The 23,537-nt window shown below is 68.0% G+C and carries 22 protein-coding genes and 1 pseudogene; 12 read left to right on the top strand and 11 right to left on the bottom strand.

Annotated features, from left to right (window positions below):
• Nucleotides 1-57 precede the first annotated feature (57 nt).
• The 4 genes from ACO2SS_RS13275 to ACO2SS_RS13290 are packed head-to-tail and all read left to right on the top strand — an operon-like array spanning nt 58 to nt 3,782.
• The gene (locus ACO2SS_RS13275) at nt 58-867 is read left to right on the top strand and encodes a PIG-L deacetylase family protein (protein ID WP_423278151.1); all 810 of its coding nucleotides are present in this window, start codon (nt 58-60) and stop codon (nt 865-867) included.
• Nucleotides 864-1,919: a glycosyltransferase family 4 protein gene (locus tag ACO2SS_RS13280; RefSeq protein WP_423278152.1), complete on the top strand. Its 1,056-nt coding sequence runs from the start codon at nt 864-866 to the stop codon at nt 1,917-1,919. The genes ACO2SS_RS13275 and ACO2SS_RS13280 overlap by 4 nt, the downstream gene beginning before the upstream one ends.
• Entirely contained in the window at nt 1,916-2,902 is a 987-nt protein-coding gene (locus ACO2SS_RS13285; RefSeq protein ID WP_423278153.1) for a GNAT family N-acetyltransferase, read from the top strand. The genes ACO2SS_RS13280 and ACO2SS_RS13285 overlap by 4 nt, the downstream gene beginning before the upstream one ends.
• On the top strand, nt 2,895-3,782 hold the full coding sequence (locus ACO2SS_RS13290) for a class I SAM-dependent methyltransferase (protein WP_423278154.1): 888 nt from the start codon (nt 2,895-2,897) through the stop codon (nt 3,780-3,782). The genes ACO2SS_RS13285 and ACO2SS_RS13290 overlap by 8 nt, the downstream gene beginning before the upstream one ends.
• Here ACO2SS_RS13290 and ACO2SS_RS13295 read toward each other — a convergent pair.
• From ACO2SS_RS13295 to ACO2SS_RS13335, 9 genes and pseudogenes are all read right to left on the bottom strand, one after another.
• On the bottom strand, nt 3,779-4,900 hold the full coding sequence (locus ACO2SS_RS13295; RefSeq protein WP_423278155.1) for a CgeB family protein: 1,122 nt from the start codon (nt 4,898-4,900) through the stop codon (nt 3,779-3,781). The genes ACO2SS_RS13290 and ACO2SS_RS13295 overlap by 4 nt on opposite strands.
• A complete protein-coding gene (locus tag ACO2SS_RS13300; RefSeq protein WP_423278156.1) occupies nt 4,897-5,991 on the bottom strand; it encodes a CgeB family protein in 1,095 nt (364 codons plus the stop codon). The genes ACO2SS_RS13295 and ACO2SS_RS13300 overlap by 4 nt, the downstream gene beginning before the upstream one ends.
• On the bottom strand, nt 5,988-7,100 hold the full coding sequence (locus ACO2SS_RS13305) for a CgeB family protein (RefSeq protein ID WP_423278157.1): 1,113 nt from the start codon (nt 7,098-7,100) through the stop codon (nt 5,988-5,990). Before ACO2SS_RS13305 ends, ACO2SS_RS13300 begins: the two co-directional genes overlap by 4 nt.
• Nucleotides 7,100-8,200, bottom strand: coding sequence for a glycosyltransferase family 4 protein (locus ACO2SS_RS13310; protein WP_423278158.1), 1,101 nt, complete (start codon nt 8,198-8,200; stop codon nt 7,100-7,102). Before ACO2SS_RS13310 ends, ACO2SS_RS13305 begins: the two co-directional genes overlap by 1 nt.
• Before the next feature lie 49 nt (nt 8,201-8,249).
• Nucleotides 8,250-9,350: an NAD-dependent epimerase/dehydratase family protein gene (locus tag ACO2SS_RS13315; RefSeq protein WP_423278159.1), complete on the bottom strand. Its 1,101-nt coding sequence runs from the start codon at nt 9,348-9,350 to the stop codon at nt 8,250-8,252.
• Nucleotides 9,347-10,456, bottom strand: a complete 1,110-nt coding sequence (locus ACO2SS_RS13320; RefSeq protein WP_423278160.1) for an NAD-dependent epimerase/dehydratase family protein — start codon at nt 10,454-10,456, stop codon at nt 9,347-9,349. The genes ACO2SS_RS13315 and ACO2SS_RS13320 overlap by 4 nt, the downstream gene beginning before the upstream one ends.
• Before the next feature lie 325 nt (nt 10,457-10,781).
• Nucleotides 10,782-11,060, bottom strand: a pseudogene (locus ACO2SS_RS13325) (hypothetical protein); the annotation flags it as partial.
• A 111-nt stretch (nt 11,061-11,171) separates the two neighbouring features.
• Nucleotides 11,172-12,950 carry a hypothetical protein gene (locus ACO2SS_RS13330; RefSeq protein WP_423278161.1) on the bottom strand — a complete coding sequence of 593 codons (1,779 nt, stop codon included), beginning with the start codon at nt 12,948-12,950 and terminating at the stop codon, nt 11,172-11,174.
• Nucleotides 12,950-13,504, bottom strand: a complete 555-nt coding sequence (locus tag ACO2SS_RS13335; RefSeq protein ID WP_423278162.1) for a protein-tyrosine phosphatase family protein — start codon at nt 13,502-13,504, stop codon at nt 12,950-12,952. Before ACO2SS_RS13335 ends, ACO2SS_RS13330 begins: the two co-directional genes overlap by 1 nt.
• Before the next feature lie 283 nt (nt 13,505-13,787).
• On the opposite strand from ACO2SS_RS13335, the gene rpsM reads away from it, so the two are divergent.
• The 4 genes from rpsM to rplQ all read left to right on the top strand — a co-directional run bounded on the left by rpsM (nt 13,788) and on the right by rplQ (nt 16,441).
• Nucleotides 13,788-14,156, top strand: a complete 369-nt coding sequence (rpsM, locus tag ACO2SS_RS13340; RefSeq protein ID WP_423278163.1) for a 30S ribosomal protein S13 — start codon at nt 13,788-13,790, stop codon at nt 14,154-14,156.
• A gap of 229 nt (nt 14,157-14,385) precedes the next feature.
• On the top strand, nt 14,386-14,775 hold the full coding sequence (rpsK, locus tag ACO2SS_RS13345) for a 30S ribosomal protein S11 (protein WP_423278164.1): 390 nt from the start codon (nt 14,386-14,388) through the stop codon (nt 14,773-14,775).
• A gap of 58 nt (nt 14,776-14,833) precedes the next feature.
• Nucleotides 14,834-15,883, top strand: coding sequence for a DNA-directed RNA polymerase subunit alpha (locus ACO2SS_RS13350; protein ID WP_423278165.1), 1,050 nt, complete (start codon nt 14,834-14,836; stop codon nt 15,881-15,883).
• 138 nt (nt 15,884-16,021) lie between these two features.
• The gene (gene rplQ / locus ACO2SS_RS13355) at nt 16,022-16,441 is read left to right on the top strand and encodes a 50S ribosomal protein L17 (RefSeq protein WP_423278166.1); all 420 of its coding nucleotides are present in this window, start codon (nt 16,022-16,024) and stop codon (nt 16,439-16,441) included.
• A gap of 60 nt (nt 16,442-16,501) precedes the next feature.
• On the opposite strand, the gene ACO2SS_RS13360 is transcribed toward rplQ, so the two are convergent.
• Entirely contained in the window at nt 16,502-17,575 is a 1,074-nt protein-coding gene (locus tag ACO2SS_RS13360; RefSeq protein WP_423278167.1) for a catalase family protein, read from the bottom strand.
• A 165-nt stretch (nt 17,576-17,740) separates the two neighbouring features.
• Here ACO2SS_RS13360 and ACO2SS_RS13365 point away from each other — a divergent pair, with 165 nt between their 5' ends.
• The 4 genes from ACO2SS_RS13365 (at nt 17,741) to ACO2SS_RS13380 (ending at nt 22,636) form a co-directional block, all read left to right on the top strand.
• Nucleotides 17,741-18,964, top strand: coding sequence for a glycosyltransferase (locus ACO2SS_RS13365; protein ID WP_423278168.1), 1,224 nt, complete (start codon nt 17,741-17,743; stop codon nt 18,962-18,964).
• A 61-nt stretch (nt 18,965-19,025) separates the two neighbouring features.
• Nucleotides 19,026-20,414, top strand: coding sequence for a Do family serine endopeptidase (locus ACO2SS_RS13370; protein WP_423278169.1), 1,389 nt, complete (start codon nt 19,026-19,028; stop codon nt 20,412-20,414).
• Nucleotides 20,415-20,543: 129 nt separating this feature from the next.
• Nucleotides 20,544-21,518, top strand: a complete 975-nt coding sequence (locus ACO2SS_RS13375) for a tripartite tricarboxylate transporter substrate-binding protein (RefSeq protein ID WP_423278170.1) — start codon at nt 20,544-20,546, stop codon at nt 21,516-21,518.
• 41 nt (nt 21,519-21,559) lie between these two features.
• Nucleotides 21,560-22,636, top strand: coding sequence for a tartrate dehydrogenase (locus tag ACO2SS_RS13380; RefSeq protein ID WP_423278171.1), 1,077 nt, complete (start codon nt 21,560-21,562; stop codon nt 22,634-22,636).
• 95 nt (nt 22,637-22,731) lie between these two features.
• Here ACO2SS_RS13380 and ACO2SS_RS13385 read toward each other — a convergent pair whose 3' ends face one another.
• On the bottom strand, nt 22,732-23,505 hold the full coding sequence (locus ACO2SS_RS13385; RefSeq protein ID WP_423278172.1) for a cold-shock protein: 774 nt from the start codon (nt 23,503-23,505) through the stop codon (nt 22,732-22,734).
• Nucleotides 23,506-23,537 lie beyond the last annotated feature (32 nt).

The following is a 23,537-nucleotide window of genomic DNA, read 5'->3' on the forward strand; positions in this document are numbered from 1 at the left end:
GCGCCAGAAGTCGTTCGGGATCACCGGGACAAGCCCGGTGATGACAAGGAGGAGGTGATGGACGCCGCGAGCATCCTCGCCCGCATCACCGGCCCAACCCGGCCGCGCATCCCGGGCCGGACGGTTCTCGTCTTCGCCCATCCGGACGACGAGACGCTCGCCTGCGGCGCCCTGCTGCCGCGGCTGGAGGACGTCACGATCGTACACGTCACCGACGGGGCGCCGCGCAACGGCGAGGATGCGCGCCGGCGCGGTTTTGCGACACCGGCCGACTATGCAGCCGCACGCCGGAACGAGCTTCGGGCCGCGATGGCGCTCGCCGGCGTGCCGGGCGACCGGGTGACCTGCCTCGGAGTCCCGGACCAGGGCGCCGCCTTTGCGCTCGCCGAGATCGCACGCCGGCTCGTCCCGATCCTCGATGGCGCGGATGTCGCCGTCACGCACGCCTACGAGGGCGGGCATCCCGATCACGACGCGGTCTGCTGGGCCGTTCATGGCGCACTCGGGCTCGTGAGCGCGCCCCGGCCGGCGCTCGTCGAGGCGCCGCTCTATCGCCTTGGTCCGGATGGAGGGTGGCTGCGGCAGACCTTTGCGGAGGAGGAGGGCGTCGCGATCCTGCGCGTCACCGAAGCGGAGCGCGAGCTGAAGCGGGGCATGGTGGCCGCTCACGCGAGCCAGTCGCGGACCCTGGCGCATTTCACGGTCAGCGACGAGCCCTTCCGCCTCGCGCCGACCCCTGATTTCGGGTCGCTGCCGAATGGCGGCGCGCTGCTCTACGAACAGTACGGTTGGGGCCTGACGGGAGGGCAGTGGCTCGAACTCGCCGCCGATGCTGCCCGCGCGCTGCGGCAGGAGCGCGCCGCGTGAGCCTGACGATCCTCAGCGTCGCCTTTCCGCTGGCGCCCGTCTCGCCGGACGCGGCGGGCGGGTCGGAGCAGATCCTCTCCATGTTGGACCGCGCTATCGTCGCGGCGGGGCATCGGTCGGTCGTCGTCGCGCAGGAAGGATCGCAGGTCGTCGGGACGCTGGTCCAGGTGCCGGCCCCCGTCGGCCTGTTGGATGAAGACGCCAGGGAGATGGGCCAGGCTGCGACGCGGGCTGCCGTCGCCTCGGCGCTGGCGCGCTATCCGGTCGATCTCGTGCACATGCATGGGCTCGATTTCTACACCGCGCTTCCGCCGCCGGGTCCACCCGTGCTGGCGACCCTGCACCTTCCGCCGTCCTGGTATCCGGCCGAGGCCTTGCGGCCGTCCCGTCCCGATACCTGGCTTCACTGCGTGTCGGGATCGCAGCAGGGCGGTTGCGGGGCCGGCGACAGCTTCCTGCCGCCGATCCCGAACGGGATCGATGTCGAGGCACTTCAGGCACGCCACGCCAAGCGCGACTACGCCATGTTTCTGGGCCGCATCTGCCCCGAGAAGGGCGTGCATGTCGCCCTCGATGCCGCCAGGGCAGCCGGCATCCCGCTTCTCATAGCCGGGGAGCTTTTTCCCTACGCGGAGCACCGCCGGTATTTCGAGGAGGAGGTGCAGCCGCAACTCGGCCCCCGGTATCGGTTTCTCGGCCCGGTCGGGTTCGCGCGGAAGCGCCGGCTCCTCACGGCGGCGCGCTGCCTCCTTGTTCCCTCGCTCGTGCCCGAGACGTCGTCGCTGGTCGCCCGGGAGGCGGCCGCCTGCGGTACGCCCGTCGTCGCCTTTCCGAACGGCGCCCTGTCCGAGGCGGTCGAGCACGGCCGGACGGGCTTCCTCGTCGATGACGTCGAGGGCATGGCCGCCGCGATCCGCAGGGCGGGCGAGATCGATCCCGAGCTTTGCCGCGCGACGGCCCGCCTCCGCTTCTCCAAGGAGAAGATGATCGCCGCCTATTTCGACCTCTATTCGCGTCTCGCGGCGGGCCGCCTCCTGCACGGCGCAGCATGAGCGGCGCGCTGGCTGCGGCGCTCGTCGAGGACGAGGAAGGTCTCGAGGCGCTTGCTCCCGAGTGGTGGGAGCTCTGGCGGCGGTGCCCGGCGGCGACGCCCTTTCAATCGCCGGCCTGGCTCCTGCCATGGTGGCGCGCGTTCCGGCCTGGGCGGCTGTCCACGATCGCGCTTCGGGCCGGCGGCAGGCTCGTCGCACTTGCACCCGTCTATCTCGAGGAAGGCGCGCTCGGCCGCCGGCTGCTGCCGATCGGGATCGGGATCACGGACTACCTGGACGTGCTTCTCGACCCGACCCTTCCCGAAGCCGCTCCGATGCTCAGCCGGTCGGTCCGCGAATACGCACCCGATTGGGACAGCTGGGAACTCGAGGAACTCATGCCGGCCGCCGCCGGGTTCGCCATCCCGGCACCCGTGGACAGCTGCGAGGAGCTCATCCGGCAGAGTGCCTGTCCGGTTCTGGAGCTCACCGACGAAGTTCCGGTTCCCGCCCGCAAGCGGCGCAAGTTGCGCATGGCGGAGAACCGCTCGGCGCGGCGGGGAGGGCAGGTGACCCCCGTCGGCCAGGGGGGCGTCCCCAGCTTCATCGATCACCTCGTCCGCCTGCACGGCGCCCGTTGGGCGACTCGCGGCGAGGATGGGGTTCTGGCCGACGATCCGGTCCTCCGCTTCCACGAGCGCGCGCTCCCCCTCCTGGCAGAAGCTGGGCTCACCCGCCTGTGGATCCTTTCGATCGAGGGCCAGGTGGTCGGCGCCTATTACGGCCTGCATCACGGCCAGCGCGCCTACGCCTATCTCGGCGGCTTCGATCCCGGCTTCTCCTTCGAGAGCCCGGGGACCCTGCTCGTCGGCCATGCCATCGAAGCCGCCCGGCAGGAGGGCGCGAGCGAATTCCACTTCCTGCGCGGGCAGGAGGCCTACAAGTACGAGTGGGGCGCCGCAGATCGCTGGAACCGGCGCCGCAGCTTCAGGCGCCATGGCTGACAAGCTCCTCCCGATCCTGGACGCCTATCTCGCCGGCGGGATGCCGCCCAACATCGCCCTCATGCGCCTCTGCATGGAGGCGTCCTCGCCGGAGGAGATGAGGGCTGCGGTCGGGGAGGTGGGAGAAGGATTGACCGGTGTAGAGGCCGTGCGCCTTGAAGCGCTCGCCAGGCTCCTGGACGAGCACGGCTCCGCCTGGGCCACCATCCGCCAGGTGATGGTCGAGGCCGAGCACGATCGGGGCTCCGCCTCTGCGGACGAGGCAGTGGTCTATTGGGCGTCGGTCTTCGATCGCCTCGCGAAGGCGCAGCCGGAGGCAGGTGTGGCGCTCTACGCCCTCGGCTCGCCCGAGCTGCTGGCGCGCGCGACGGCGGAGATCGTCGAGGCGCTGCGGGGTTGGGGCCTGCTCGCGAGGAACGGCCATGTGCTGGAGATCGGCTGCGGCATCGGCCGCTTCGTCCGCGCCCTCGCGCCGGAGGTGGCGGTGGTCACTGGCATCGACGTGTCGCCGGGGATGATCGCGGCTGCCCAAGAGCGCTGCGCAGGCCTTCGGAATGTCCGCCTCGAGGTATCCTCGGGGCGCGACCTCTCGGGCTTCGACGGCGCCAGCTTCGACCTGGTCCTCGCGGTGGACGTCTTTCCCTATCTCGTCCAGGCAGGCGCCGAAGTCGCGGCGAGGCACATTGCCGAGGCCGGGCGCCTCCTCCGCCCCGGCGGAACCCTGGCGATCCTCAACTACTCGTATCGCGGAGATCCCGATGGTGACCGCTCCGAGATCGCCCAGGCAGCTGGGAATGCGGGGTTCCCTCGGGTCGAGGAGCCGTCGCCCAATTTCGAATGCTGGGACGGCTCCGTCTTTCTCCTGCGGAAACCTGCCTAGACCGCAACGGCCTGGAGGCGGGGCGCCTCTGCCTCGCGCCGTCGCCCGGCGGCCTCTGTCAGATAGCCTTCGAGTTCGAGGGCCCGGCAATCGGCCGTGTGCGCGCCGAGGATCCGCGCCCGCGCGGCCTCCCCGAGACGGGCAGGCTTCTGCTCGTCGGGATCGGCCAAGGTCAAGACCACCTCGTCGGAGGTCATCGCGAGGAGGATCTCGCGGCCGGGCGTCAGCACGTCCTCGATCCCGCGCCACACGTCCGAGATGACGGGCGTCGCGCAGGACGCCGCCTCGAACAGCCTGACGCTCGGGCTCCAGCCTGCCGCGACCATGTCGGCGCGGGTAACGTTGAGCGTGTAGCGGCTCGCGGCGTAGAACTCGGGATGGTCCACCGGGCCAACATGCTGGAAACGCTCGACATTTTCGGGCCAGGCGATGTCGTCCGGATATTGGGGCCCGGCCACCACGAAGCGGAGATGAGGCAGACGGCGCGCCGGCTCGATCAGCAGCCGCTCCAGCACGGGCTGCCGGTCGGGGCTGTAGGTGCCGAGATAGGATAGGTCCCACCGCTTCTCCCGCTCGAGCGGCGGATAGGCGGCTGGATCGACGGAGCAGTAGAGCGCCCGCGCCGCCGGCGAGCCATAGCGGCGTTCGAGCAGGTCCAGCGTCGGCCCGCCCGTGAACGACAGATAGACGTCGTAGCCGGGGATCAGCTCCGGCGAGACATACTCCGTGTCGCCCCGGGCGAGCTTCGCGAGCGTCACGGGCGTGTCGATATCGTAGAACGCCGTTACGCCGCGCGCCCAGTCCTGCACGAGCCGGCCCACCGCGACGCCGTCCGGCACGTAGGACCCGACGATCACCGCATCCGCACCGGCAATCATTGCGCGATGCTCGGCGAGGTCTTTCGTTTCCTTATAGAAGAGCAGGCGGCACCAGTCGGGGTCGGCGAGGTCGCGATGCGGTCCGGAATACCAGGGTACGTCGCGTTCGAGGAACGTCACGTGGTGTCCCCGCGCTACGAAGGCCTTGAGCAGTGCGCGGTACGTGGTCGCGTGGCCGTTGCCCCAGGAGGAGGAGAGGCTGAGGCCGAGTACGACGACCTTCATGTTCCGCGTGCTCACGCCGCGCTCCGCTCGCGCTTGGCTGCCGTCACATCGCGGAGGAGCCGGTCGAGTTCCACGCCGCGGCGCTCATAGGTGTGCTCCTTGAGGATGCGGGCGCGGCCGGCTTGGCCGATCTCCCGGGCACGCTCGGGCGTGAGGGTGCGGACATGCTCGGCCACTTCCGCCCCATCGCGGGCGACGAGCACCTCCACGTTCTCCTTCAGGAACATGTCGAGCCCGACCCAGGCATCCGTGATCAGGCAGGCGCCGGCGCCGCACGCCTCGAAGACGCGCGTTGCGGGCGAGTAGCCGACGCTCGCCATCGAGTCGCGGGCGATGTTCAGGACCGCCATCGACGAGGTGTTGAAGGCGTTGTGATCGCGTGTGTAGACGTGGCCGATATGCCGGACATTGGCCGGCATCCCCTTCGTTTCCCAGCCGTTGCCGCCGATCAGGAACGAGCGTTCGGGCAGGCGCGCGGCCGCGTCCAGGAAGAAGCTTTCTACCCGTGCCTCCCGGTCCGGCAGACGGTTACCCAGGAAGGAGAGATCCGCCTTGAAGCGATCGTCCGGCGGCACAGGATGGTGCGTCTCGGGATCGAGCGCGTTGTAGATCGGCACGCAGAGCGGGGCGCCGAACCCCTCGTAAGCCTCGATCACCGGTGCACCGCCGCCATAGGTGATGACGAGGTCGAGTTGGGGCAGCGCCTCATGCATCGGGTGATCGGGATGCTCGCGTAACTCCGCGAGCGTCGCTGGCGCGTCCACGTCGCAGAACATGCGGATGGCACCGGGGCGGGACGCTTCCACCACTCCTTGCAGCAGCACGTCGTCATAGACGCCGACCCCGCTCGCCTTGACGACGACATCCGCCAGCGCAGCTTCGGCGATGACCGACCGCACGGCCTCGTCCGTCGCCGGATAGACCTTCACCTGGCACCAATCCGGCGGGTCGATGTCCCGATGCTTCTGCCGATCGAAAGCATCCGGCTCGTAGAAGGTGATCTGGTGGCCGCGCTTCGCCAGCTGCGAGAGGAGGCCCCGGTAGTAGGTCGCGGCGCCGTTCCAGTACGAGGACAGGAGGCTCGAGCCGTAGAAGGCGATTCTCATGCGACGTTCTCCAGCGGGCGGCTCTGCGCCACCCGGCCGAGGATGGCCAACAGCTCGTCGGCCCGATGTGAACAGGTATGGCGAGCGAGGATCGTCTCGAGCCCGCTGCGAACGAGCGAGGCGCGCAGCTCCGCGTCGTCGCGCACGGCTTTCAGATGCCGCCCCATCTCGACGGGATCCCTGGCCATCAGGAAGTCCGTGCCGACCCGGAAGAGGTTCTCGTCGTCCCGCCACGGCGCCGATACCAGCGGGATGCCGCAGGCGAGCGCTTCGAAGACCCGGATCGTCGGGATGCCCGGGAGCTGCTGCACGTAGAGCCTGCGGGGCACGTGGGCTGTCGCGAGGTGGCGGGCGAAGACCTCCGGGGCCCGGGCGTTCGGCAGCCAGCCGAGATAATGCGCCCCGTGGCGGGCGAGCGTGCCGAGCGCCATCTCGGGGTAGCGAACGCCATAGATGTCGAGCGACAGCCCGAGCTCGGCAGCGGGGCGGAAGAGATAGGCCTCCAACTCCTCGCTGCGCTCGTCGTCGCCCCAATTGCCGATCCAGACGAGACCGGCGCGCTCTCCTTCGACCTCCGGAGGCTTGAACAGGCGCGTATCGGCCGCCTCGTGCCAGGTGAAGACGCGTCCACCCCAGCCCCAGGCGCGATAAACGTCGCTCAAGGTTTCGCCGAAGGCGAGCACGCCGTCATAGCCGGACAGGTCGTAGGCACGCATTGAGCTCGGGTCGCTCACCGCCCGGTGGTGGGTGTCATGGAAGAGGAGCGTGTAGCGGCCGCCACGGCGCCGATGCGCGCCGATCGCCGCGACCAAGGCATGGTCGTTCCACTCGTGGACGATCACAACGTCTGCGCCGTCCAGCGCCCGGTCGAGATCCAGGTCAGCGCCGTAGCTGACCGAGCTGAGCTCCGGATAGCCGGCGTGGAACGCCTCGAGCCCCGCCTCGCCGTGGTCCCGCAGCAGGTTGTCGAGGCTCCAGTTCCCGGCCGGTTCGAAGACGCTTGTCTCGTGCCCGCGCGCGATCAACTCCCGGAAGACGCCACGCAGGAAATGCGCGTTGCCGTGGTTCCAGCACGAGACGAGCGAGTGGGTGAAGTAGACGAAGCGCATCAGGCGGCAGTCATCAGGTGCGGGCGGCGACCCTTGCTGGCGAGCACGTCTCGATAGGCGCCGGCTACGCCCTCGACCATGCGGTCCAGCCTGTAGCGGCCGGCGCGTTCCTGCGCGGCGCGGCCGAGCCTGTCGCGCTCCGTCGCATCCGCCAGGAGGCCAGTCAGGATCGCGACGGCGCCATTCTCGTCCTCCGGATGGACGAATAGCGCCGCCTCGTCCCAGAGCTCACGGAAAGTGGGTATGTCAGAGAGGACGAGCGGGCAGCCGGCCTGGGCGGCCTCCAGCACGGCCAGGCCGAAAGGCTCGTAGAGCGCCAGCGACGCGAAGACGGGCTGCCGAGCGAAATGCCCGTCGAGCGTTGCCGCATCGACGTAGCCAAGTTCAGCGGCGTGATGAAGAGTGATCGCAGCGCCGTTCGGGCCATGCGTCGGACCGGCGGCCAGCATCGGAGCGGGTAGCTTCTGGGCAACTCGGTCGAGCGCCGCGATGTTCTTGCCCTCGTCCCAGAGGCGGCCGGCAGTGAGCACGACGCATCGCCCGACAGGTTCGCGTGGAGAGGGGTCAGGCCGGGCGGCCCGGCCATTGTGCACGACGCGCGGCAACTCTCCGAGCGCGTAGGCGGTTGCCGTCGCTCTTGCGAAGGCGGCGCTCGGGGCGAGAAGCAGGTCCGCTGCCTGATAGCCGCTGCGGACGAGATCCGTCCGCCAAGCGAAATCCTCCGGGAGCGAGCCGCCGCGCACGGCCGCCCACCAGGTCGCCACGCAGGAGTGACATACGGAGATCACTGGGCAGGGAAAGGCTGCATCGGCCGCTAGCGCGGGGCTGTTCAGTTGAACGAGTTCGCAACCCGTTTCGGCTGCCAGGGCAGCGAGCGCGGCTCCCGCTCCCACCACCTCGTCGCGGCTCCCGGCTGTCCAGTCTAGCGGCAACCCTGTCTCGATGATGCGCAGGCCGGCGATTCCTGCGGCGGCCTGCCGCTGCCCGTCCGATGGCGCCGGCCCGAGGATCGCGAGCGTGATCTCGATGTCTCTCTCCCGGAGGCCGGCCGCGAGGTCGAGCGCGTAGGTCCACACGCCGCCGACTGCGTCAGTGGTCATGAGAACCTTGATCGGCGTATTCATCAGCGCCAGCCGGTATCGGCCGCCATCACGAGAGAGCGCCGACGCGCACGGCGCGCTTCGTCTCGGGCTCACCCGAAAGGCCTCGCTCGGCACGGAGCCACGCCACCAGATTGGCGACGCCGGTGCGCCATGGCACGGGCGCCTTCAGCCCGAGGGCCGTCTGGATCGAGCGGGAATCGGCCACGAAGTAGCGCTGATCTCCCGGCCGCCAGTCGGAATAGTTTGCCTCGACCTCGCGGCCGACCAGGTCCGAGAGATGCGCGATCAGGTGGCGTAGGCTGACGGCGTTCTGCGCGCCCCCGCCGAGGTTGAACGCCCTCCCGGAGATCGCCTTGATGTCGCGAAGCGCGGCCACATAGGCTTCGACCGCGTCCGAGACGTCGAGAATGTCCCGCACCTGCGCGCCGTCGCCGTAGATCGAGATGGGGCGGCCCTCGAGTGCCCGTATGGCGAAATGCGCCACCCAGCCCTGGTCCTCCGTCCCCATCTGCCGCTGGCCGTAGATGCAGCTCATGCGGATGACGGAGGTCGGCACGTCGAAGGAGCGCGCGTAGTCGAGGACGTACTGGTCCGCGGCACCCTTCGAGCAGCCATAGGGCGTGTGGAAGTCGAGGGGCCGGCTCTCGCCGATACCATGGCACCGTATGGCCGGATCGATCGGGAGATAGGCCGCATTCGTCAGCTCGAGGCCGACATCGGCAAGATCGCCATAGACCTTGTTTGTCGAGGCGAAGATGAGCGGCGCCGGCTCGGGCCGGGCGCGGAGCGCTTCCAGCAGCGCAAGCGTCGCCTTCACGTTGATCTCGAAATCCGAGACGGGATCGACGAGGCTCGTCGTCACGGCGACCTGCGCGGCCATGTGGAAGACCGCGGAGGCGTCGCGGGCGGCGGCGGCGAGGTCGGTCCCTGCGCGCACGTCTGCGATCACGGCCGATATCCGCCGCGGATGCCGTTCGGTCAGCCATGCGAGGTTGCGATCGACCCCCGGGCGCGCGAGCGCGTCGTAGATGAGGACGTCGTGGCCTTCGGATGCGAGGCGGTCGGCGAGGTTCGATCCGATGAAGCCTGCCCCGCCTGTGACCAGGATGGGCCGGCGGCCGACGACAGCGGGTGTCGCCGCGTTCATGCCACGAGGCCCCGGGCCTCAAGTTCCTTCCGCGCCTCGCTCACGCGATCATGGGCCTGCTGCTGGGCCACCCATTCGGCGAGTTCACGCAGCCCCTCGGAGAAGTCCTTGCGAGGCGCGTAACCGAGCTCGGCTTGTGCCTTGGTGATGTCCGGAATGTTGTGACGAATATCCCCCGCGCGCGCCTTTCCGGCGATCTCAGGCGTCAGGTCAGGCCGGCCCATTGCCTCGGCGAGGAGCTCGGCGACCTCTTGAACCGTCCGGTCGACGCCGCTGCCGATATTGTAGACTTGGCCCGCCGCCTGCGGCCGGTCGAGCGCAAGCAGGAAGGCCTGCGCGACATCCTCGACATGGACGAAATCCCGTCGCTGCTTGCCGTCCTCGAAGATGACGGGACGATTGCCGTTGTGGATGCGGGAGGCGAAGATCGCGAGCACGCCCGTATAGGGATTCGAGAGCGCCTGGCCGGGGCCGTAGGCGTTCCAGAGCCGCAAGGCGACACCCTCCATGCCGTAATAGGGCGCGAGCGTGAGGGTCAGCCGCTCCTGGACGTGCTTGGTGATGGCATAGACCGAGGCGAGCGTCGGACGTTTCGATTCCGGCGTCGGGACCGGGATCATCGGACGGCCCTTCGGGTCCGGCGGATCCCAGGGAGCACCGGCATTCGGCTGCCGGATGGCATCCTCCACGTGCTCGCCGTCCATCGTGCGGTAGAGGCCCTCGCCGTAGATGCTCATGGACGAAGCGACGACGACCCGCTTCACCGGCTGCGCGATGAGCTCCTGGAACAGCACCGCCGTCCCGAGGTCGTTGACCGAAACATAGCGGTCGATCGCGTACATGCTCTGTCCGACGCCGACCTCGGCCGCGAGATGGACGACCTTGTCGACGCCCTTCAGGGCGGCGCGGACGACAGCATCCTCCCGCACGTCCCCGATGATCAACTCGGCGCGGGGATCCAGCCCGTCGGGCTCGGCCTTGCCGCCGTGTACCTGCTCGATGAGGCTATCCAGGATAACGACACGGTCGCCGCGATCGAGCAGCGCGCGCGAGACATAGCGGCCGATGAAACCCGCGCCGCCTGTGATGAGGATCGTCTCTGCCACGTTGTTCGTCTCAGCCTTTTGCCTTCGCCGCCTTGGGGCGGCTCGATTTCGTTCCGGCCGCTTTTGACCCGCTTGCCGAGGCGCTCTTCGACGTTGCGCCTCTTGCCGCGGTCGCCTTCGCCTTGGGGGTGGAGGGCGCCTCGTCCCCGCCGGCGCTTCCGCTCGACTTGCTCGAGGCGGATCTCGCGGCCGCCTTCTTCTGCGCGGACTTCTCGCCGGAAGACTTTGCAGCCGCGGATTTGGTGCTCGTCCTTGCGGGGGCGTCCTTCCTGGCCGTGCTCGCCTTCCGGGCGGTCTTCTTCCTCGAGGGCTGATCCTCTTCTGGCGAGCGCTCGACGAATTTGTTGAAGCGGCTTTCCTTGCCCCCCTTCGTCTGGTCCTGATGCAGGAACGAGACGTGGGACTGGTCGAACACCGCGAAGAACTCCTCCCAGGAGATCTCCTCGAATTTCTCTTCCTTCGGGCCGAAGTCGATGCGGAGCACGCCGCCCGACTTGTTCTTGCCCCTGGCTCCGCCCGTACGGACGATCGATGGGCGGCCGCCACGCGCCTCGGCCCACTTCCTGATCTCGTCGTGATCCACGGTCTTCGAAGAAGCGCTCATCGCGTCATCCTTTCGATTTGGAGATCATCCGCCGGACCTGCGTCCGGCAGAGGGAGCTCGCGAGAGTTGGGTAGGCCAGCCCGGGGTGGGAAGTTGTAGAAGAGGGAGACTCTATTCCTTTTTCTCGAAACCCGCGGGAAACGCGTTCGGTTCTGCGTCGCTCGCGAGGAGCTTGGAAAGGTACGAAGCGTACCGCTCCGCCGCGGCGCGAAGCCGACCGGCCTCGTCCGCGTCCTTTGTAGAGGCTGCTGCCTCGCGATAGTAGCCGAGCTGGAAGGCGGGATAACAACGTGTCGCGAACCGTACCTGCGCGCGATCAACTACGAACCCGCCAACTTGTTCGATCCGGCTGATCAAATCCTGTCGTTCACCGGCCGTCAGAGTGAACTCGATCGAGGCGCCGGCGATGTCCCACGCGATGTCCTGGCAGCCGACGAGGTCGTGAGCGGCGTGATGGTCGACCGCGTCCGCCTTGAGGAACCGTCCGTCCGGCAAGACCAGCCATTCCCAAGCGTGCAGCCGGTTGTCGGTCTCAATGCGGCGGACCTCGGCCTGGAGCCGTGCCAGTAACGGACGCCATGCCGTCGATTGGCGGGCGGGCTCGGGGCCAAACTCCTCTTCCGCATTGACGTGCAGCATGTCGAACAGCTGCTGGCTCGAGGCTCCGGTAGCGGCATCCGACGCGAAACTGCGGCCTCGGAAGCCGAGATAGTTCCCGAGATGCGTGAGGAAGCGCTGCCGCTCGGGGCCGGACGCGTCGAGCGGACGTGCGTCCCCGTGCCAGCGCTCGACGATGAAGCCGTGTCGGAGGCCGAGCGGCTTTGGCGCGAACCCAGCCTCCGCCAGCGCCTCGGCGCGCGCGAGTTTTTCAAGTCCGATCCGGCCGAGACCCGCAAATTTCAGCAGCCAGCTTCCGGATCGGCTCTCGAGAAGGAATTTCCGCTTCTCCTGCCAGGGGTGAACCGGAGGATGGTCGCCATGCCACCCGCGCGTCCCGCGCCATGCCCCGCCCGTGATCTCCCTTAGGTCGCCCACCGGTTCGCCCGTGAGATCGGCGACCCAGGAAACGAGCCCCCGTTCGTCTCCCGCGACGACGGCCTCGTCAAAGGTGCGGAGGTGAAGCTGCGCCGCCTCCCAGAAACTCCGGACAGCCTCGCTGGCCTGCGGGCCTGGCCCGTTCGCGTGGCTCGGAAACACGTGGACCCGCCCGCGTGCGATGCCGACGGCTTGCAACTCCTTCGCGACAGCCGTGATGGACGAGCCGGAGAGCCCAGGCCCCTCGTCGACGATGGCCACCTCGATCCCTGGCGGAAGCGCGAGCGGTTCGGCGAGCGCGAGCGTGCGATCGAATGGATGGCCTACGGGTCGCACCGTCTTAGGGCAGGGTGCGCCGGCGCCTGCTGCCACCATTCCGGCTAGCGTCGTCCCGATACTGCGAATCCCGATGACGCTAAGGTCGCGTCCGGCAAGCGCGCGCGCCGCCTCATAATAGGTCTCCGGATAGAGCGCATAATGCGCAAACCCTTCCGGCAGCTTGACCGTGAGATCGCCTCCCTTTGCGCTGGCCTCGATCGTCGCGATCGCCGCGAAGGCTGGCTCCGTGCAGATCCTCCGCTCGCTCCAGGACAGGCCGACCGCCTCGGCAAGTGCGAGGGTGAGCGACATGGCGGCACCGCTCTCGTCGGACGGTGTATCTTGGCGACCGTGCGCCTCGAAGGCGCGGTCGGCCAGGCCCTGGGCCAACTCGCCCGCTTCGATGAGGGCTGCGACCAGCAGGCCATGCGCGGCGATCCAAGGCTCGGCGCTCGCAGCCTCGGACAGGTAATGCCGGACGGCCCCGATCTTCTGCGCGACCGTCTCTCGGCGGACGGCGTCGCCGTAGACCAGCATCAGGTGACGGGCTGTAGATGCCGATAGGCGATGGCCTTGAAGGCGTCGAAGGACGGGATCTCCCAGCTGGCCCGCCGCTCCCGGCCGAAGCGCGCGAGCCACGCCGTCCAGGCATGATACTGGGCAGGGGAGGGGGAGATGAGCGCGCGCCTGGTCTTCGAAAGCTCAAGGGCTTCGAGCGGTTCGTAGCCCCGCTCGACCAGGACACAGAGCGCGAGCGTGGCGGAGCGGCCGATGCCGTGCTCGCAATGGATCAGCACTCTCTCTCCGCGGTCGAGATAAGGCCGCACGAAAGTGACGCCGTCCTCGAGCATCGGCTGGCTCACCGCGTGGTGGTCGTCCGTCGGAAGATGAAGGAGCGAGATCCCATGCCGCTGCAGCAGGATTTCATCGTCGCAGGCCTCGCTGCGTAGATCGACCACCGCGCGGATGGCCAGGTGGTGCGCCATAGTCTCGGCACGCTCGACCGGGAATCGACCGCCGACGGCCAGATGCTCGGTGATCCAGCTGAGATTCGGCTCCCATGGAGCGGGTGCTTGGATGGTGCTCGCCACGTCTCCGGCTAGGCCGGGCTGGTCAGGCGGGTCAAGCGCCCCTATATAGCGGTGGTGCACCGGTGAGCCGCCCTCGAAGGGTTTGGGTCTCGGGGTGGAAACCTGTTCCAGGTTGACATCGACGGGCGGCGTAGCTAGAGCGCCGCTGTCAATCGAGGTTTTAGAGAGTCGCGCGGCGCCTCCCCAGAGAGGGTGTCGGCGCGCTCTTTTTGGCGGTTGAGACGACGCCGGCGGCGTCAGACATGATCGAGCGTCGGCTGGTTCGGCGCGAGGAGAGGCGGACGTGGCCCGTATCGCAGGCGTCAATATCCCAACGAACAAGCGCGTTGTTATCGCGCTTCAGTACATTCACGGCATCGGCGCGAAGAAGGCGCAGGAGATCGTCGAGAAGGTCTCCATCGAGCCCGAGCGTCGCGTCAATCAGCTGACGGATGCCGAGGTGCTCCAGATCCGCGAGACGATCGATCGCGATTACCTCGTCGAGGGCGACCTCCGTCGCGAAGTCTCGATGAACATCAAGCGGCTGATGGATCTGGCCTGCTACCGCGGCCTGCGTCACCGTCGCAACCTGCCGGTCCGCGGTCAGCGTACCCATACCAATGCCCGTACCCGCAAGGGTAAGGCGAAGCCGATCGCCGGCAAGAAGAAGTAAGATTCAGCGCCGCGTGCTGAATCTTATCCCGGACGCCACCGAGTGGTGAGCTGGGACTTTATGACGAGAAGCCGCTCTCTTGTGTGCGGAATGGCAGGGCAAGCCCGGCCATGACGACTGAGAGGGCGATGGCCGGGTGGAGCCCGGCCGGTAGCCGCCCGGCATTGCCGGGAGATCACCTCCACATCCCGAGCGCCTGGGAATACGGGCGCGCCTGAAGGATCTTTTGATGGCCAAAGAGGCAACCCGCGTCCGCCGCCGCGAACGTAAGAATATCGTCTCTGGCGTTGCCCACGTGCACGCTTCGTTCAACAACACGCTGATCACGATCACGGACGCGCAGGGCAACACGATCTCGTGGTCCTCCTCCGGCTCGATGGGCTTCAAGGGCTCGCGGAAGTCGACCCCGTATGCGGCACAGGTCGCTGCCGAGGATGCCGCCCGGAAGGCCGCCGAGCATGGCATGCGGACGCTCGAGGTCGAGGTCTCCGGTCCGGGCTCCGGTCGTGAATCGGCCCTTCGCGCCCTGCAGGCCGCCGGCTTCACCGTGACCTCCATCCGGGACGTGACGCCGATCCCGCACAACGGATGCCGCCCGCGCAAGCGCCGCCGCGTCTGATCTACGGGGCGGGAAGCCCCTACATCGCTGAAGACCTCCGCGGGGCCGGCACTTGCCGATGCCCCGCGTCCGCCGTCCGAGGGGAAGAGCCGTGATACAGAAGAACTGGAAAGAGCTGACGAGGCCGGACAAGCTCCAGGTGTCCCAGGGCGACGACCCGCGCCGCGTCGCCACCATCGTCGCGAGCCCGCTGGAGCGCGGCTTCGGCACGACGCTCGGCAATGCTCTGCGCCGCGTCCTGCTGTCGTCCCTCCAGGGTGCAGCCGTCACCGCTGTCCACATCGACGGCGTTCTGCACGAGTTCTCGTCCATCCCGGGCGTGCGCGAGGACGTGACGGACATCGTCCTCAACATCAAGACGATTGCCATCCGCATGCAGGGCGAGGGGCCGAAGCGCCTGACGCTCCGCAAGACGGGACCCGGCGTCGTCACCGCTGGCGATATTGCGACCACGGGCGATATTTCGGTCCTGAACCCCGAACTCGTGCTCTGCACCCTCGACGAGGGAGCCGAGATCCGCATGGAGTTCACGGTGACGACCGGCAAGGGCTACGTCCCGGCCGAGCGCAATCGTCCGGAAGACGCGCCGATCGGCTTGATCCCGGTCGACAGCCTCTTCAGCCCGGTCAAGAAGGTTTCGTACCGCGTCGAGAACACCCGCGAGGGCCAGGATCTCGACAAGGACAAGCTGACGATGACCATCGAGACGAATGGCGCGCTCAGCCCCGAGGATGCGGTCGCCTACGCGGCTCGCATCATCCAGGATCAGCTCTCGGTCTTCGTGAACTTCGAGGAGCCCCGTCGCGAGGAAGCTCAGGCCCTGGCGCCGCAGCTCCCGTTCAACCCGGCGCTCCTCAAGAAGGTCGACGAGCTCGAGCTGTCGGTCCGCTCGGCGAACTGCCTGAAGAACGACAACATCGTCTATATCGGCGATCTCATCCAGAAGTCCGAGGGCGAAATGCTTCGCACCCCGAACTTCGGCCGCAAGTCGCTGAACGAGATCAAGGAAGTTCTCGCCGGCATGGGCCTTCACCTTGGCATGGAGGTGCCTGGTTGGCCGCCGGAGAACATCGAAGACCTCGCTAAGCGCTTCGAGGAGCACTACTGAGCGGCTTCGCCGCCTGACCCCGGCAAAGGTGCCGGGGTTTTCGACCCGCTGGGCGCCGGCTTCGCCGGCATGGGCGGGAAATGATCAGAAGGAACGGCCGGCCCTTGGCACGGCGGCCGTGAAAGATAGGAGAGCCACATGCGTCACGGATTTCGCGGTCGCCGCTTCAACCGCACGGCGGAGCACCGCAAGGCGATGTTCGCCAACATGTCTGCGGCCCTGATCAAGCACGAGCAGATCGTCACCACGCTCCCGAAGGCGAAGGACCTCCGTCCGGTCGTCGAGAAGCTGGTCACGCTCGGCAAGCGCGGCGGCCTGCATGCGCGCCGTCAGGCGATCGCGCAGCTGCGCGACGAGACGATGGTGAAGAAGCTGTTCGACGTGCTCGGCCCGCGCTACGCCTCCCGCCCGGGCGGCTACCTCCGCGTGCTTAAGGCCGGCTTCCGCCAGGGCGACAACGCTCCCATGGCAGTCATCGAGTTCGTCGACCGCGACGTCGATGCGAAGGGGCAGGATTCCGGCCCGACGCAGAAGACCGAGCTCGTCGAGAGCGAGTGAGCTGGGGGTTTCTCCGGGTATCGAGGGCGGCTTTCGGGCCGCCCTTTTTTGTGGCCGGCCTCAGGCCGGCTCGTGGATCGGGCAGAGATTGAAGCGGGCGCGGAAGTCGGAGGAGTGCCGGTAGGGTTCCCGCCTGGCCCGGTTGATGTTGCCAAGAGGCTGATGCGCGGCGAGCCCGGTCCAGACACTGAAGCGCATCTCCTCGTCGACGGCGCGGACGAGTGCAGGATCCCAGCTATCCTGCCGCTTAGCGATAACAGTGCCGACGCGGAGGAAAGGCGCCTCCTCCTCCTTCCACTCGACCGTCGGGTCCTCCACGGGCTGCTTCTGGAGGTCCCGGCAGAGCTGCACCCTGAACTCCCAGGCCGCGTCGATCCCGGCCATGTCGGCCTGGATCCTGTGGCGCAGCGCGTCGCGATCGTGGCTCGCGTCGATCTCCACGCCGGCCAGGGCGACGATCTCGGGCGCGATCGGCTTCAGGCTGAACTTGGCGATATAGTCGCCGTAGCGGAACGGTGTGACGCTGTAATAGGTCTCGCCGAGCGGATGGGCGTTCGGGGCGCCTCCGAGCGCCTTCACGGTCGCGCTTTCGATGCCGATCGCTCCGAGCGCCTTGTTCACGCCCCTCAGGAAGGTGGAGAGCACACGTTTCCCGCCCTCGGCAACGTCTGTGGTCTTCGCGACGAGCTTGAGAGCCCCGAGGAACTCCTTCGCGGTCCGTGCCTGGAAGGTCGGGCCATCCACCATGACGAAGTCCTGCGTGGAGCCCGTAGCGCCGGGGAGGCGTTCTCCCTCGGCGCCGACGACCTTCATGGCCAGCCCGCGAGGGAGCGAGATCGCGTCGTCGAGTATGTCGCCGGCGTTGGTGGAAATCCGGAGAAAGGTCTCGTAGCGGCCCGGGCGGGCGAACAATCCCTGTGAGAGTTCCGGCAGCAGGCCGTCGTTGATGGTCAGCGTCGCTTTCAGGAGCCCGTGCGCCTTGGCATGCACGGCCCGGACGGCATGGCCGTAATCCCTCGAGGTGGTGTTGAGGATCGTGTCGAAGGTCTCGTTGATCTGCCTGACCGTGTCCTCCTCGTCCGGCAGGATCGTCTCGACGTCGGGAGAGTAGCGGACGGGTAACGGCAGGCTCATGTCGCATCCTCGGGCTGATCCGCATCGCGACGACGCGGACGGAGAACTCATGCAACGCGCTGGCCGCCGGAACTGTCCGCGACCAGCGTCCAAGAACCCGTAACTGGGGTGACCGCCCCTGAACTCACTCAATCGCAACACAATTCGCACAGGCTCATTCCGGCCATGCGCGTCGTTGTCATAGCGGATTTTCCTCAAGCCTCGGGAGGAGCGCAATCCGTCGCGATCCAGTCGGCGGCGGCGCTCGCAGCGCGAGGCGTGCCCGTCACGTATATCCACGCGATCGGCGGCGTGTCCGACAAGCGGCTCGACACCCCGGGCGTGGAGGTCGTCGGGCTCGACCAGGCCGACATCTGGGACCGGCCGGCGGTCCGGCAACTCGGCGCTGGAATCTGGAACCACGATGCCGCAGCGCGCCTGCGCGCCGTGCTCGGGCGACTGCCGCCAGGCCCGAAGATCCTGCATCTGCATCAGTGGACGCGATCGCTCTCTCCGGCAGCGTTCCCGGTCCTTCTCCGCTCGGGGTCGCCCGTCGTCGTGACTCTGCACGACTACTTCATCGCCTGCCCGAACGGCGTCTATTACCGGTTCGAGCGCGACGAGCCCTGCGCCGTGCGGCCGCTCTCGTTGGCTTGCCTCCTCGCGCCATGCGATCCGCGATCGATGGCCCACAAGGGGGTGCGGGTGCTGCGGGCCGCCGTCACGCGAGCGGCCCTCGCCGGACACTCGTTCGACGTGGTCCATGTGTCTGACCGAGCCCAGGCCACATTGGCGCCGTTCATGCCGCCGCAGATCCGCGAACATCGGATCGACAACCCGGTGGAGGCGACTCAATCCGCTCCTGCGGCGATCGCCGAAGGCGCAAAGCTCGCCTTTATCGGTCGGCTGACCCGCGAGAAGGGAGCGGACATCGTCGCACAGGCTGCCGCGCTCGCAGGAATGCCGGTGATGTTCATCGGTGAGGGGCCCGCCGAGGCGGCGATCCGGAAGGCGAATCCGAGTGCCCAGATGCTGGGCTGGCGAAACCGGGCTGAGATCGAGCGACTGCTTCGCGGGGAGGTGAGGGCGGTCGTTGCGCCGTCCCGCTGGTACGAGACCGGTCCGCTGACCGTGTATGAGGCGCTTGCCGCGGGTGTGCCGGCCGTGGTCTCCGACCGGGCGGGAGCGGCCGAGAAGGTGATCTCGGGCGAGACGGGCTTCGTCGTCGAGCCCCAGGTCCATGCGCTCGCATCGGCCTTCAGGCGACTCAGCGATACGGATCTCGCCCGTCGCATGGGAAGTACCGCCCATCGGCGCTACTGGGCCGCGCCGCTGAGCCCGGAACGCCACGCCTCAGCCCTGATCGCTCTGTACGAGGCGCTGCTCGGTCGTGGGAGCAAGGCTGTCTAGGCCTTGTGGTGCCCCTTCGGGCGCCTATACCGCTTCCGCTACACGCGAATCGAGTTCCCCGATGAGATGCGCCGCGCTTGCCCTCGTACCCCTCCTTGCGCTCTCGATCCCGGCGGGCGGGCAGACCCGCGCCGCGCCCGAGAGCCGGGCCCAGGTACAGCTTTCATTCTCTCCGGTCGTGAAAACGGCCGCTCCGGCCGTCGTCAACGTCTACGGCGCACGCGTGGAGCGCACCAGGCGGAGCGCCGGGATGGACGACTTCTTCCGCCGGTTCTTCGGAGACGTTCCCTCGATGCCGCGGGACCGCGTCCAGCGCTCGCTCGGATCGGGTGTAATCCTCGATGCTTCGGGACTCGTGGTCACGAACCATCACGTCGTCGCCGAGATGACCGAGGTGAAAGTCGCGCTGTCGGATAACCGGGAGATCGAGGCGGAGATCGTGCTGCGCGATCCCCGGACCGACCTTGCCGTCCTCAAGCTGAAGCCGACGCAAGGCCTGAAGGCGCTCGAACTCGGCGACGATGACGCCCTGGAGGTCGGCGACCTCGTCCTGGCGATCGGCAACCCGTTCGGGGTCGGGCGCACCGTGACCCAGGGGATCGTGTCCGGCCTCGCGCGGACCAACGTCGGCGTGTCCGATTACGGCTACTTCATCCAGACCGACGCGGCCATCAATCCGGGTAATTCGGGTGGCGCCCTCGTGGACATGCACGGCCGACTTGTGGGCATCAATTCGGCTATCTTCTCGAACTCGGGCGGGAGCGTCGGGATCGGCTTCGCCATCCCTGCCGCCATGGTGAAGGTCGTGCTCGACTCCGCCCGGGCCGGCGCCAATACCGTCCGGCGCCCCTATCTGGGCGCCTCCCTGCAGGCCGTGAACCAGGAACTCGCCGACGGGCTCGGCCTCGATCGTCCGACCGGCGCACTCGTCAGCTCGGTGCGCGACAGGGGCCCGGCGGATGCGGCGGGCCTGAAGCGCGGGGACGTCGTCCTGGAGGTCGATGGGCGTCCGGTCGAGGACCCGGACGCGTTTGGCTGGCGCTTCGCCCTCAAAGGCACATCGGGCGAGGTACCGGTCACGGTCAACCGGGGCGGGACGCGGCGGGTGCTCACGGTCAAACTTCAACTCGCCCCAGAAATCCCGGCGCGCGACCAGATCGTGATGAAGGGGCGTTCGCCTTTCGCCGGAGCCGTGATCGTGAACGCCTCCCCTGCGGTTGCCGAAGAGATGCAACTGGAGGCGCATGAGGGGGTGGTCGTCTCGGACGTGCAGGAGGGAAGCCTCGCGGCACGTGTCGGCCTGCAGAAGGGCGACGTGCTCCTGGCCCTGAACGGGGAGAAGATCGGCTCGACCCGCGAACTCGATCGGATGGCGCGGGCTGGAGCCCAGCTGTGGCGCATCACGATCAGCCGGGGCGGCCAGGTCATGACGACGGTCCTGGGCGGCTAGGCCCAGCGTCTGCCCCCTAGACTTTCGAGGGCTGTGCTTGCCGCCTGTTCAGGCACGCAAACTGCGCTAAGTTGCCTCCCAAGATCAGGAGCGCTGCGCCTCGTAAGCGGCGTCCGTCTGGGAGGTATCATGAAGCGCGCCTGGGCCGCTCTCGCGGCCGTGCTGACACTCGCATCCCCCGCCGCCGCGCAGGACGCGTTCCCCCAGCGGCAGATCACGATGGTCGTACCCTTCGCGGCCGGCGGCACGACCGATGTGATCGGCCGGATCATGGCGGACGACATGTCGAGGACGCTCGGCCAGCAGATCCTGGTCGAGAACGTCACCGGTGCAGGCGGAACCGTGGGCGTCGGCAGGGTCATGAAGGCCGCACCTGACGGCTACACGCTGCTGATGGGTAATCTCGGCACCCAGGCGGCCAGCGTAGGGCTCTATCCGAAGCTCGCCTATGACCCGAGGACGGATTTCGAGCCGATCATGAATGCGGCGGCAACGCCGATGCTCGTGGTCGCCAAGAAGGACCTGCCCGTCAAGGATTTCAGGGAGTTCGTAGCGCTCCTGAAGGCAAAAGGCGAGACGCTGAACTATGGGACGGGCGGCGTCGGCGCGACCTCGCACCTGACGTGCCTCTTCCTGGATTCGTTGGTCGGCGCGAAGCCCCAGCACGTGCCTTTCAGGGGCTCCGGCCCCGCGCTGAACGCGCTGCTTGCGGGACAGATCGACTATGTGTGCGACCAGACCGTGGCGGTGGTGCCCCAGATCCAGGCCGGCTCCGTGAAAGGATTGGTCGTCGCCGTGCCGAACCGGCTCGGCGTGGTGCCGGACGTGCCGACCTCCGCCGAGCAGGGCTTGGCCGAGTTCCAGGCGACGGGTTGGAACGCCCTCTTCGCGCCGAAGGGTACGCCGGCTCCGATCCTGGAGAAGCTGAACGCAGCCGCCCGCGCGGCGCTCGCGAACGAGACTACGAGAAAGCGCCTGCTGGAACTCGGCGCGGAACTCCCCGACGCGGCAGGCCAGACCCGTGAAGCCCTGGGCCAGCTGGTTGCGAGCGAGATCGACAAGTGGGTGCCCGTCATCAAGAAGGCCGGTGTCACCGGAAACTGAGGCCCGCCAACGCCCTCGCTCTGCATCGGAACGGAACAGGAATGCGCACGCATAGGATCGCTGCCATCGGCGGTGACGGAATCGGTCCCGAGGTGATCGAGGCTGGGCTGGAAGCGCTTCGCGCCTGCGCGGAGCGCGACGGCGGCTTCGAACTGCAGGTCGAGCATTTCGACTGGGGCTCCGACTATTACCGCCGGAACGGCGTCATGATGCCGGAGGGCGGCGCCGACCTGCTTCGCAGCTTCGACGCCATCTATTTCGGTGCGGTGGGCGCGCCGGACATCCCGGATCACCTCACGCTCTGGGGCTTGCGCCTCGCGATCTGCCAGCCGCTCGATCAATATGCCAACGTTCGTCCAACCCGGATCCTCCCCGGGATCACCAGCCCGCTCAGGAACGTCTCCGGACCGGAGCTCGACTGGGTGATCGTCCGCGAGAACTCCGAAGGGGAATATGCGGGCGTGGGCGGCCGCGTGCATCGCGGGCTGCCCGAGGAGGTCGCGACGGACGTCTCGATGTTCACGCGTGCGGGCGTGCTCCGCATCATGCGCTACGCCTTCGCCCTCGCGCAGTCACGCCCGCGCAAGCTCCTGACGGTGGTCACGAAATCCAACGCACAGCGGCATGCGATGGTGATGTGGGACGAGATCGCGGCGGAGGTCGCGGCCGAGTTCCCGGACGTGACCTGGGACAAGATGCTGGTCGACGCGATGACCATGCGGATGACGCTGCGGCCGCAAACGCTCGATACGATCGTTGCCACGAACCTTCATGCCGACATCCTGTCGGATCTCGCAGCGGCTCTCGCCGGTTCGCTCGGCATCGCCCCGACGGCGAACCTCAATCCCGAGCGGAAGACGCCATCGATGTTCGAGCCGATCCACGGATCCGCCTTCGACATCACGGGGAAGGGAATCGCCAATCCGGTCGGCGCCTTCTGGACCGCCTCGATGATGCTGGACCATCTCGGCGAGAGGGCAGCCTCTGAACGCCTCATGCGGGCAGTCGAGCGGGTGACCGCGGAGCCAGACCTGCATACGCCGGACCTCGGCGGCCCTGCGACGACCCGGCAGGTCACGGACGCTGTCTGCGAGGCTCTGCGCGGCGCGAACGAGTGAGCGCAGTCGGCGCGGGGCAAAAAAAGGGCCGCATCGCTGTCGATGCGGCCCCTTGATTGGCTCAGGTGCCCCGCTCGCAAGCGGTGCCGCCGGTATCAGTCGACTACGTCGATCGTCGCGACTTCGCGGCCCTTCTGGCCCTGGGTCACGCCGATCTGCACGCGCTGGCCTTCCTGAAGGTCGGCGAGGCGGGCGCGCTCGAGCGCGGAACGGTGAACGAACACGTCGCGGCCGCCATCATCCGGCGCGATGAAGCCGAAGCCCTTGGCGGGGTTGTACCACTTCACGACGCCGGTCATGTCCTCGACCGGACCCGTCTCGCGAGGGGCGCTCGGGAAGGACCGACGCGGAGCGCCGCCGAAGCGATCACCACCGCCGCCGTAGCCGCCGCCACCACCACCACCACCGCCGAAGCGATCGCCGCCGCCGCCGTAGCCGCCACCACCACCGCCGCCGAAGCGGTCGCCACCGCCGAAGCCGCCGGAGCGCCGGGCCTGGCGCGGCTCAGCCGTCGACGTATCGACGCTGACCACCTCGGTGACTTGCGGGCCGCGTTGGCCGGCAGCAACCTTCACGACCAGCTTCGTGCCGGGATCCAGCTCGCTATGGCCGGTCGCTTCGACCGCGCGGATGTGGAGGAAGGCGTCGCCCGACCCGTCGGAAAGCTCAGCGAAGCCAAAGCCTTTCTCGGGGTTGAACCACTTTACGGTCGCCTCCTGCTCCGGACCGGAAGGGGCCATAGCAGGACGCCCGCCGCCCATGGGAGCGCGCGGCGGGGGGGAATCATAGGGGCTCGGACCACGGTCGGAACCAAAATCGTCACCGAAACCGCGCCGCCGCTGGTCCCGGAAATCTCGTCCTCTGCTCATCTCGTAAACTCGTGCGAAGGCCTGCTCGGCTG

It is taken from the genome of Enterovirga sp. CN4-39 (genome assembly GCF_049446235.1).
In the GTDB taxonomy this organism is placed as follows: domain Bacteria; phylum Pseudomonadota; class Alphaproteobacteria; order Rhizobiales; family Beijerinckiaceae; genus Enterovirga.

What these genes read in the sequence shown, in the direction of transcription:
- ACO2SS_RS13370 (WP_423278169.1), top strand. Translation starts at nt 19,026, where the DNA reads ATGAGATGCGCCGCGCTTGCCCTCGTACCCCTCCTTGCGCTCTCGATC.
- ACO2SS_RS13315 (WP_423278159.1), bottom strand. Translation starts at nt 9,350, where the DNA reads ATGAACGCGGCGACACCCGCTGTCGTCGGCCGCCGGCCCATCCTGGTC.
- rplQ (WP_423278166.1), top strand. Translation starts at nt 16,022, where the DNA reads ATGCGTCACGGATTTCGCGGTCGCCGCTTCAACCGCACGGCGGAGCAC.
- ACO2SS_RS13380 (WP_423278171.1), top strand. Translation starts at nt 21,560, where the DNA reads ATGCGCACGCATAGGATCGCTGCCATCGGCGGTGACGGAATCGGTCCC.
- ACO2SS_RS13305 (WP_423278157.1), bottom strand. Translation starts at nt 7,100, where the DNA reads ATGCGCTTCGTCTACTTCACCCACTCGCTCGTCTCGTGCTGGAACCAC.
- ACO2SS_RS13365 (WP_423278168.1), top strand. Translation starts at nt 17,741, where the DNA reads ATGCGCGTCGTTGTCATAGCGGATTTTCCTCAAGCCTCGGGAGGAGCG.
- ACO2SS_RS13375 (WP_423278170.1), top strand. Translation starts at nt 20,544, where the DNA reads ATGAAGCGCGCCTGGGCCGCTCTCGCGGCCGTGCTGACACTCGCATCC.
- ACO2SS_RS13310 (WP_423278158.1), bottom strand. Translation starts at nt 8,200, where the DNA reads ATGACCACTGACGCAGTCGGCGGCGTGTGGACCTACGCGCTCGACCTC.
- ACO2SS_RS13330 (WP_423278161.1), bottom strand. Translation starts at nt 12,950, where the DNA reads ATGCTGGTCTACGGCGACGCCGTCCGCCGAGAGACGGTCGCGCAGAAG.
- ACO2SS_RS13350 (WP_423278165.1), top strand. Translation starts at nt 14,834, where the DNA reads ATGCCCCGCGTCCGCCGTCCGAGGGGAAGAGCCGTGATACAGAAGAAC.
- ACO2SS_RS13385 (WP_423278172.1), bottom strand. Translation starts at nt 23,505, where the DNA reads ATGAGCAGAGGACGAGATTTCCGGGACCAGCGGCGGCGCGGTTTCGGT.
- ACO2SS_RS13275 (WP_423278151.1), top strand. Translation starts at nt 58, where the DNA reads ATGGACGCCGCGAGCATCCTCGCCCGCATCACCGGCCCAACCCGGCCG.
- ACO2SS_RS13290 (WP_423278154.1), top strand. Translation starts at nt 2,895, where the DNA reads ATGGCTGACAAGCTCCTCCCGATCCTGGACGCCTATCTCGCCGGCGGG.
- ACO2SS_RS13360 (WP_423278167.1), bottom strand. Translation starts at nt 17,575, where the DNA reads ATGAGCCTGCCGTTACCCGTCCGCTACTCTCCCGACGTCGAGACGATC.
- ACO2SS_RS13285 (WP_423278153.1), top strand. Translation starts at nt 1,916, where the DNA reads ATGAGCGGCGCGCTGGCTGCGGCGCTCGTCGAGGACGAGGAAGGTCTC.
- ACO2SS_RS13300 (WP_423278156.1), bottom strand. Translation starts at nt 5,991, where the DNA reads ATGAGAATCGCCTTCTACGGCTCGAGCCTCCTGTCCTCGTACTGGAAC.
- rpsK (WP_423278164.1), top strand. Translation starts at nt 14,386, where the DNA reads ATGGCCAAAGAGGCAACCCGCGTCCGCCGCCGCGAACGTAAGAATATC.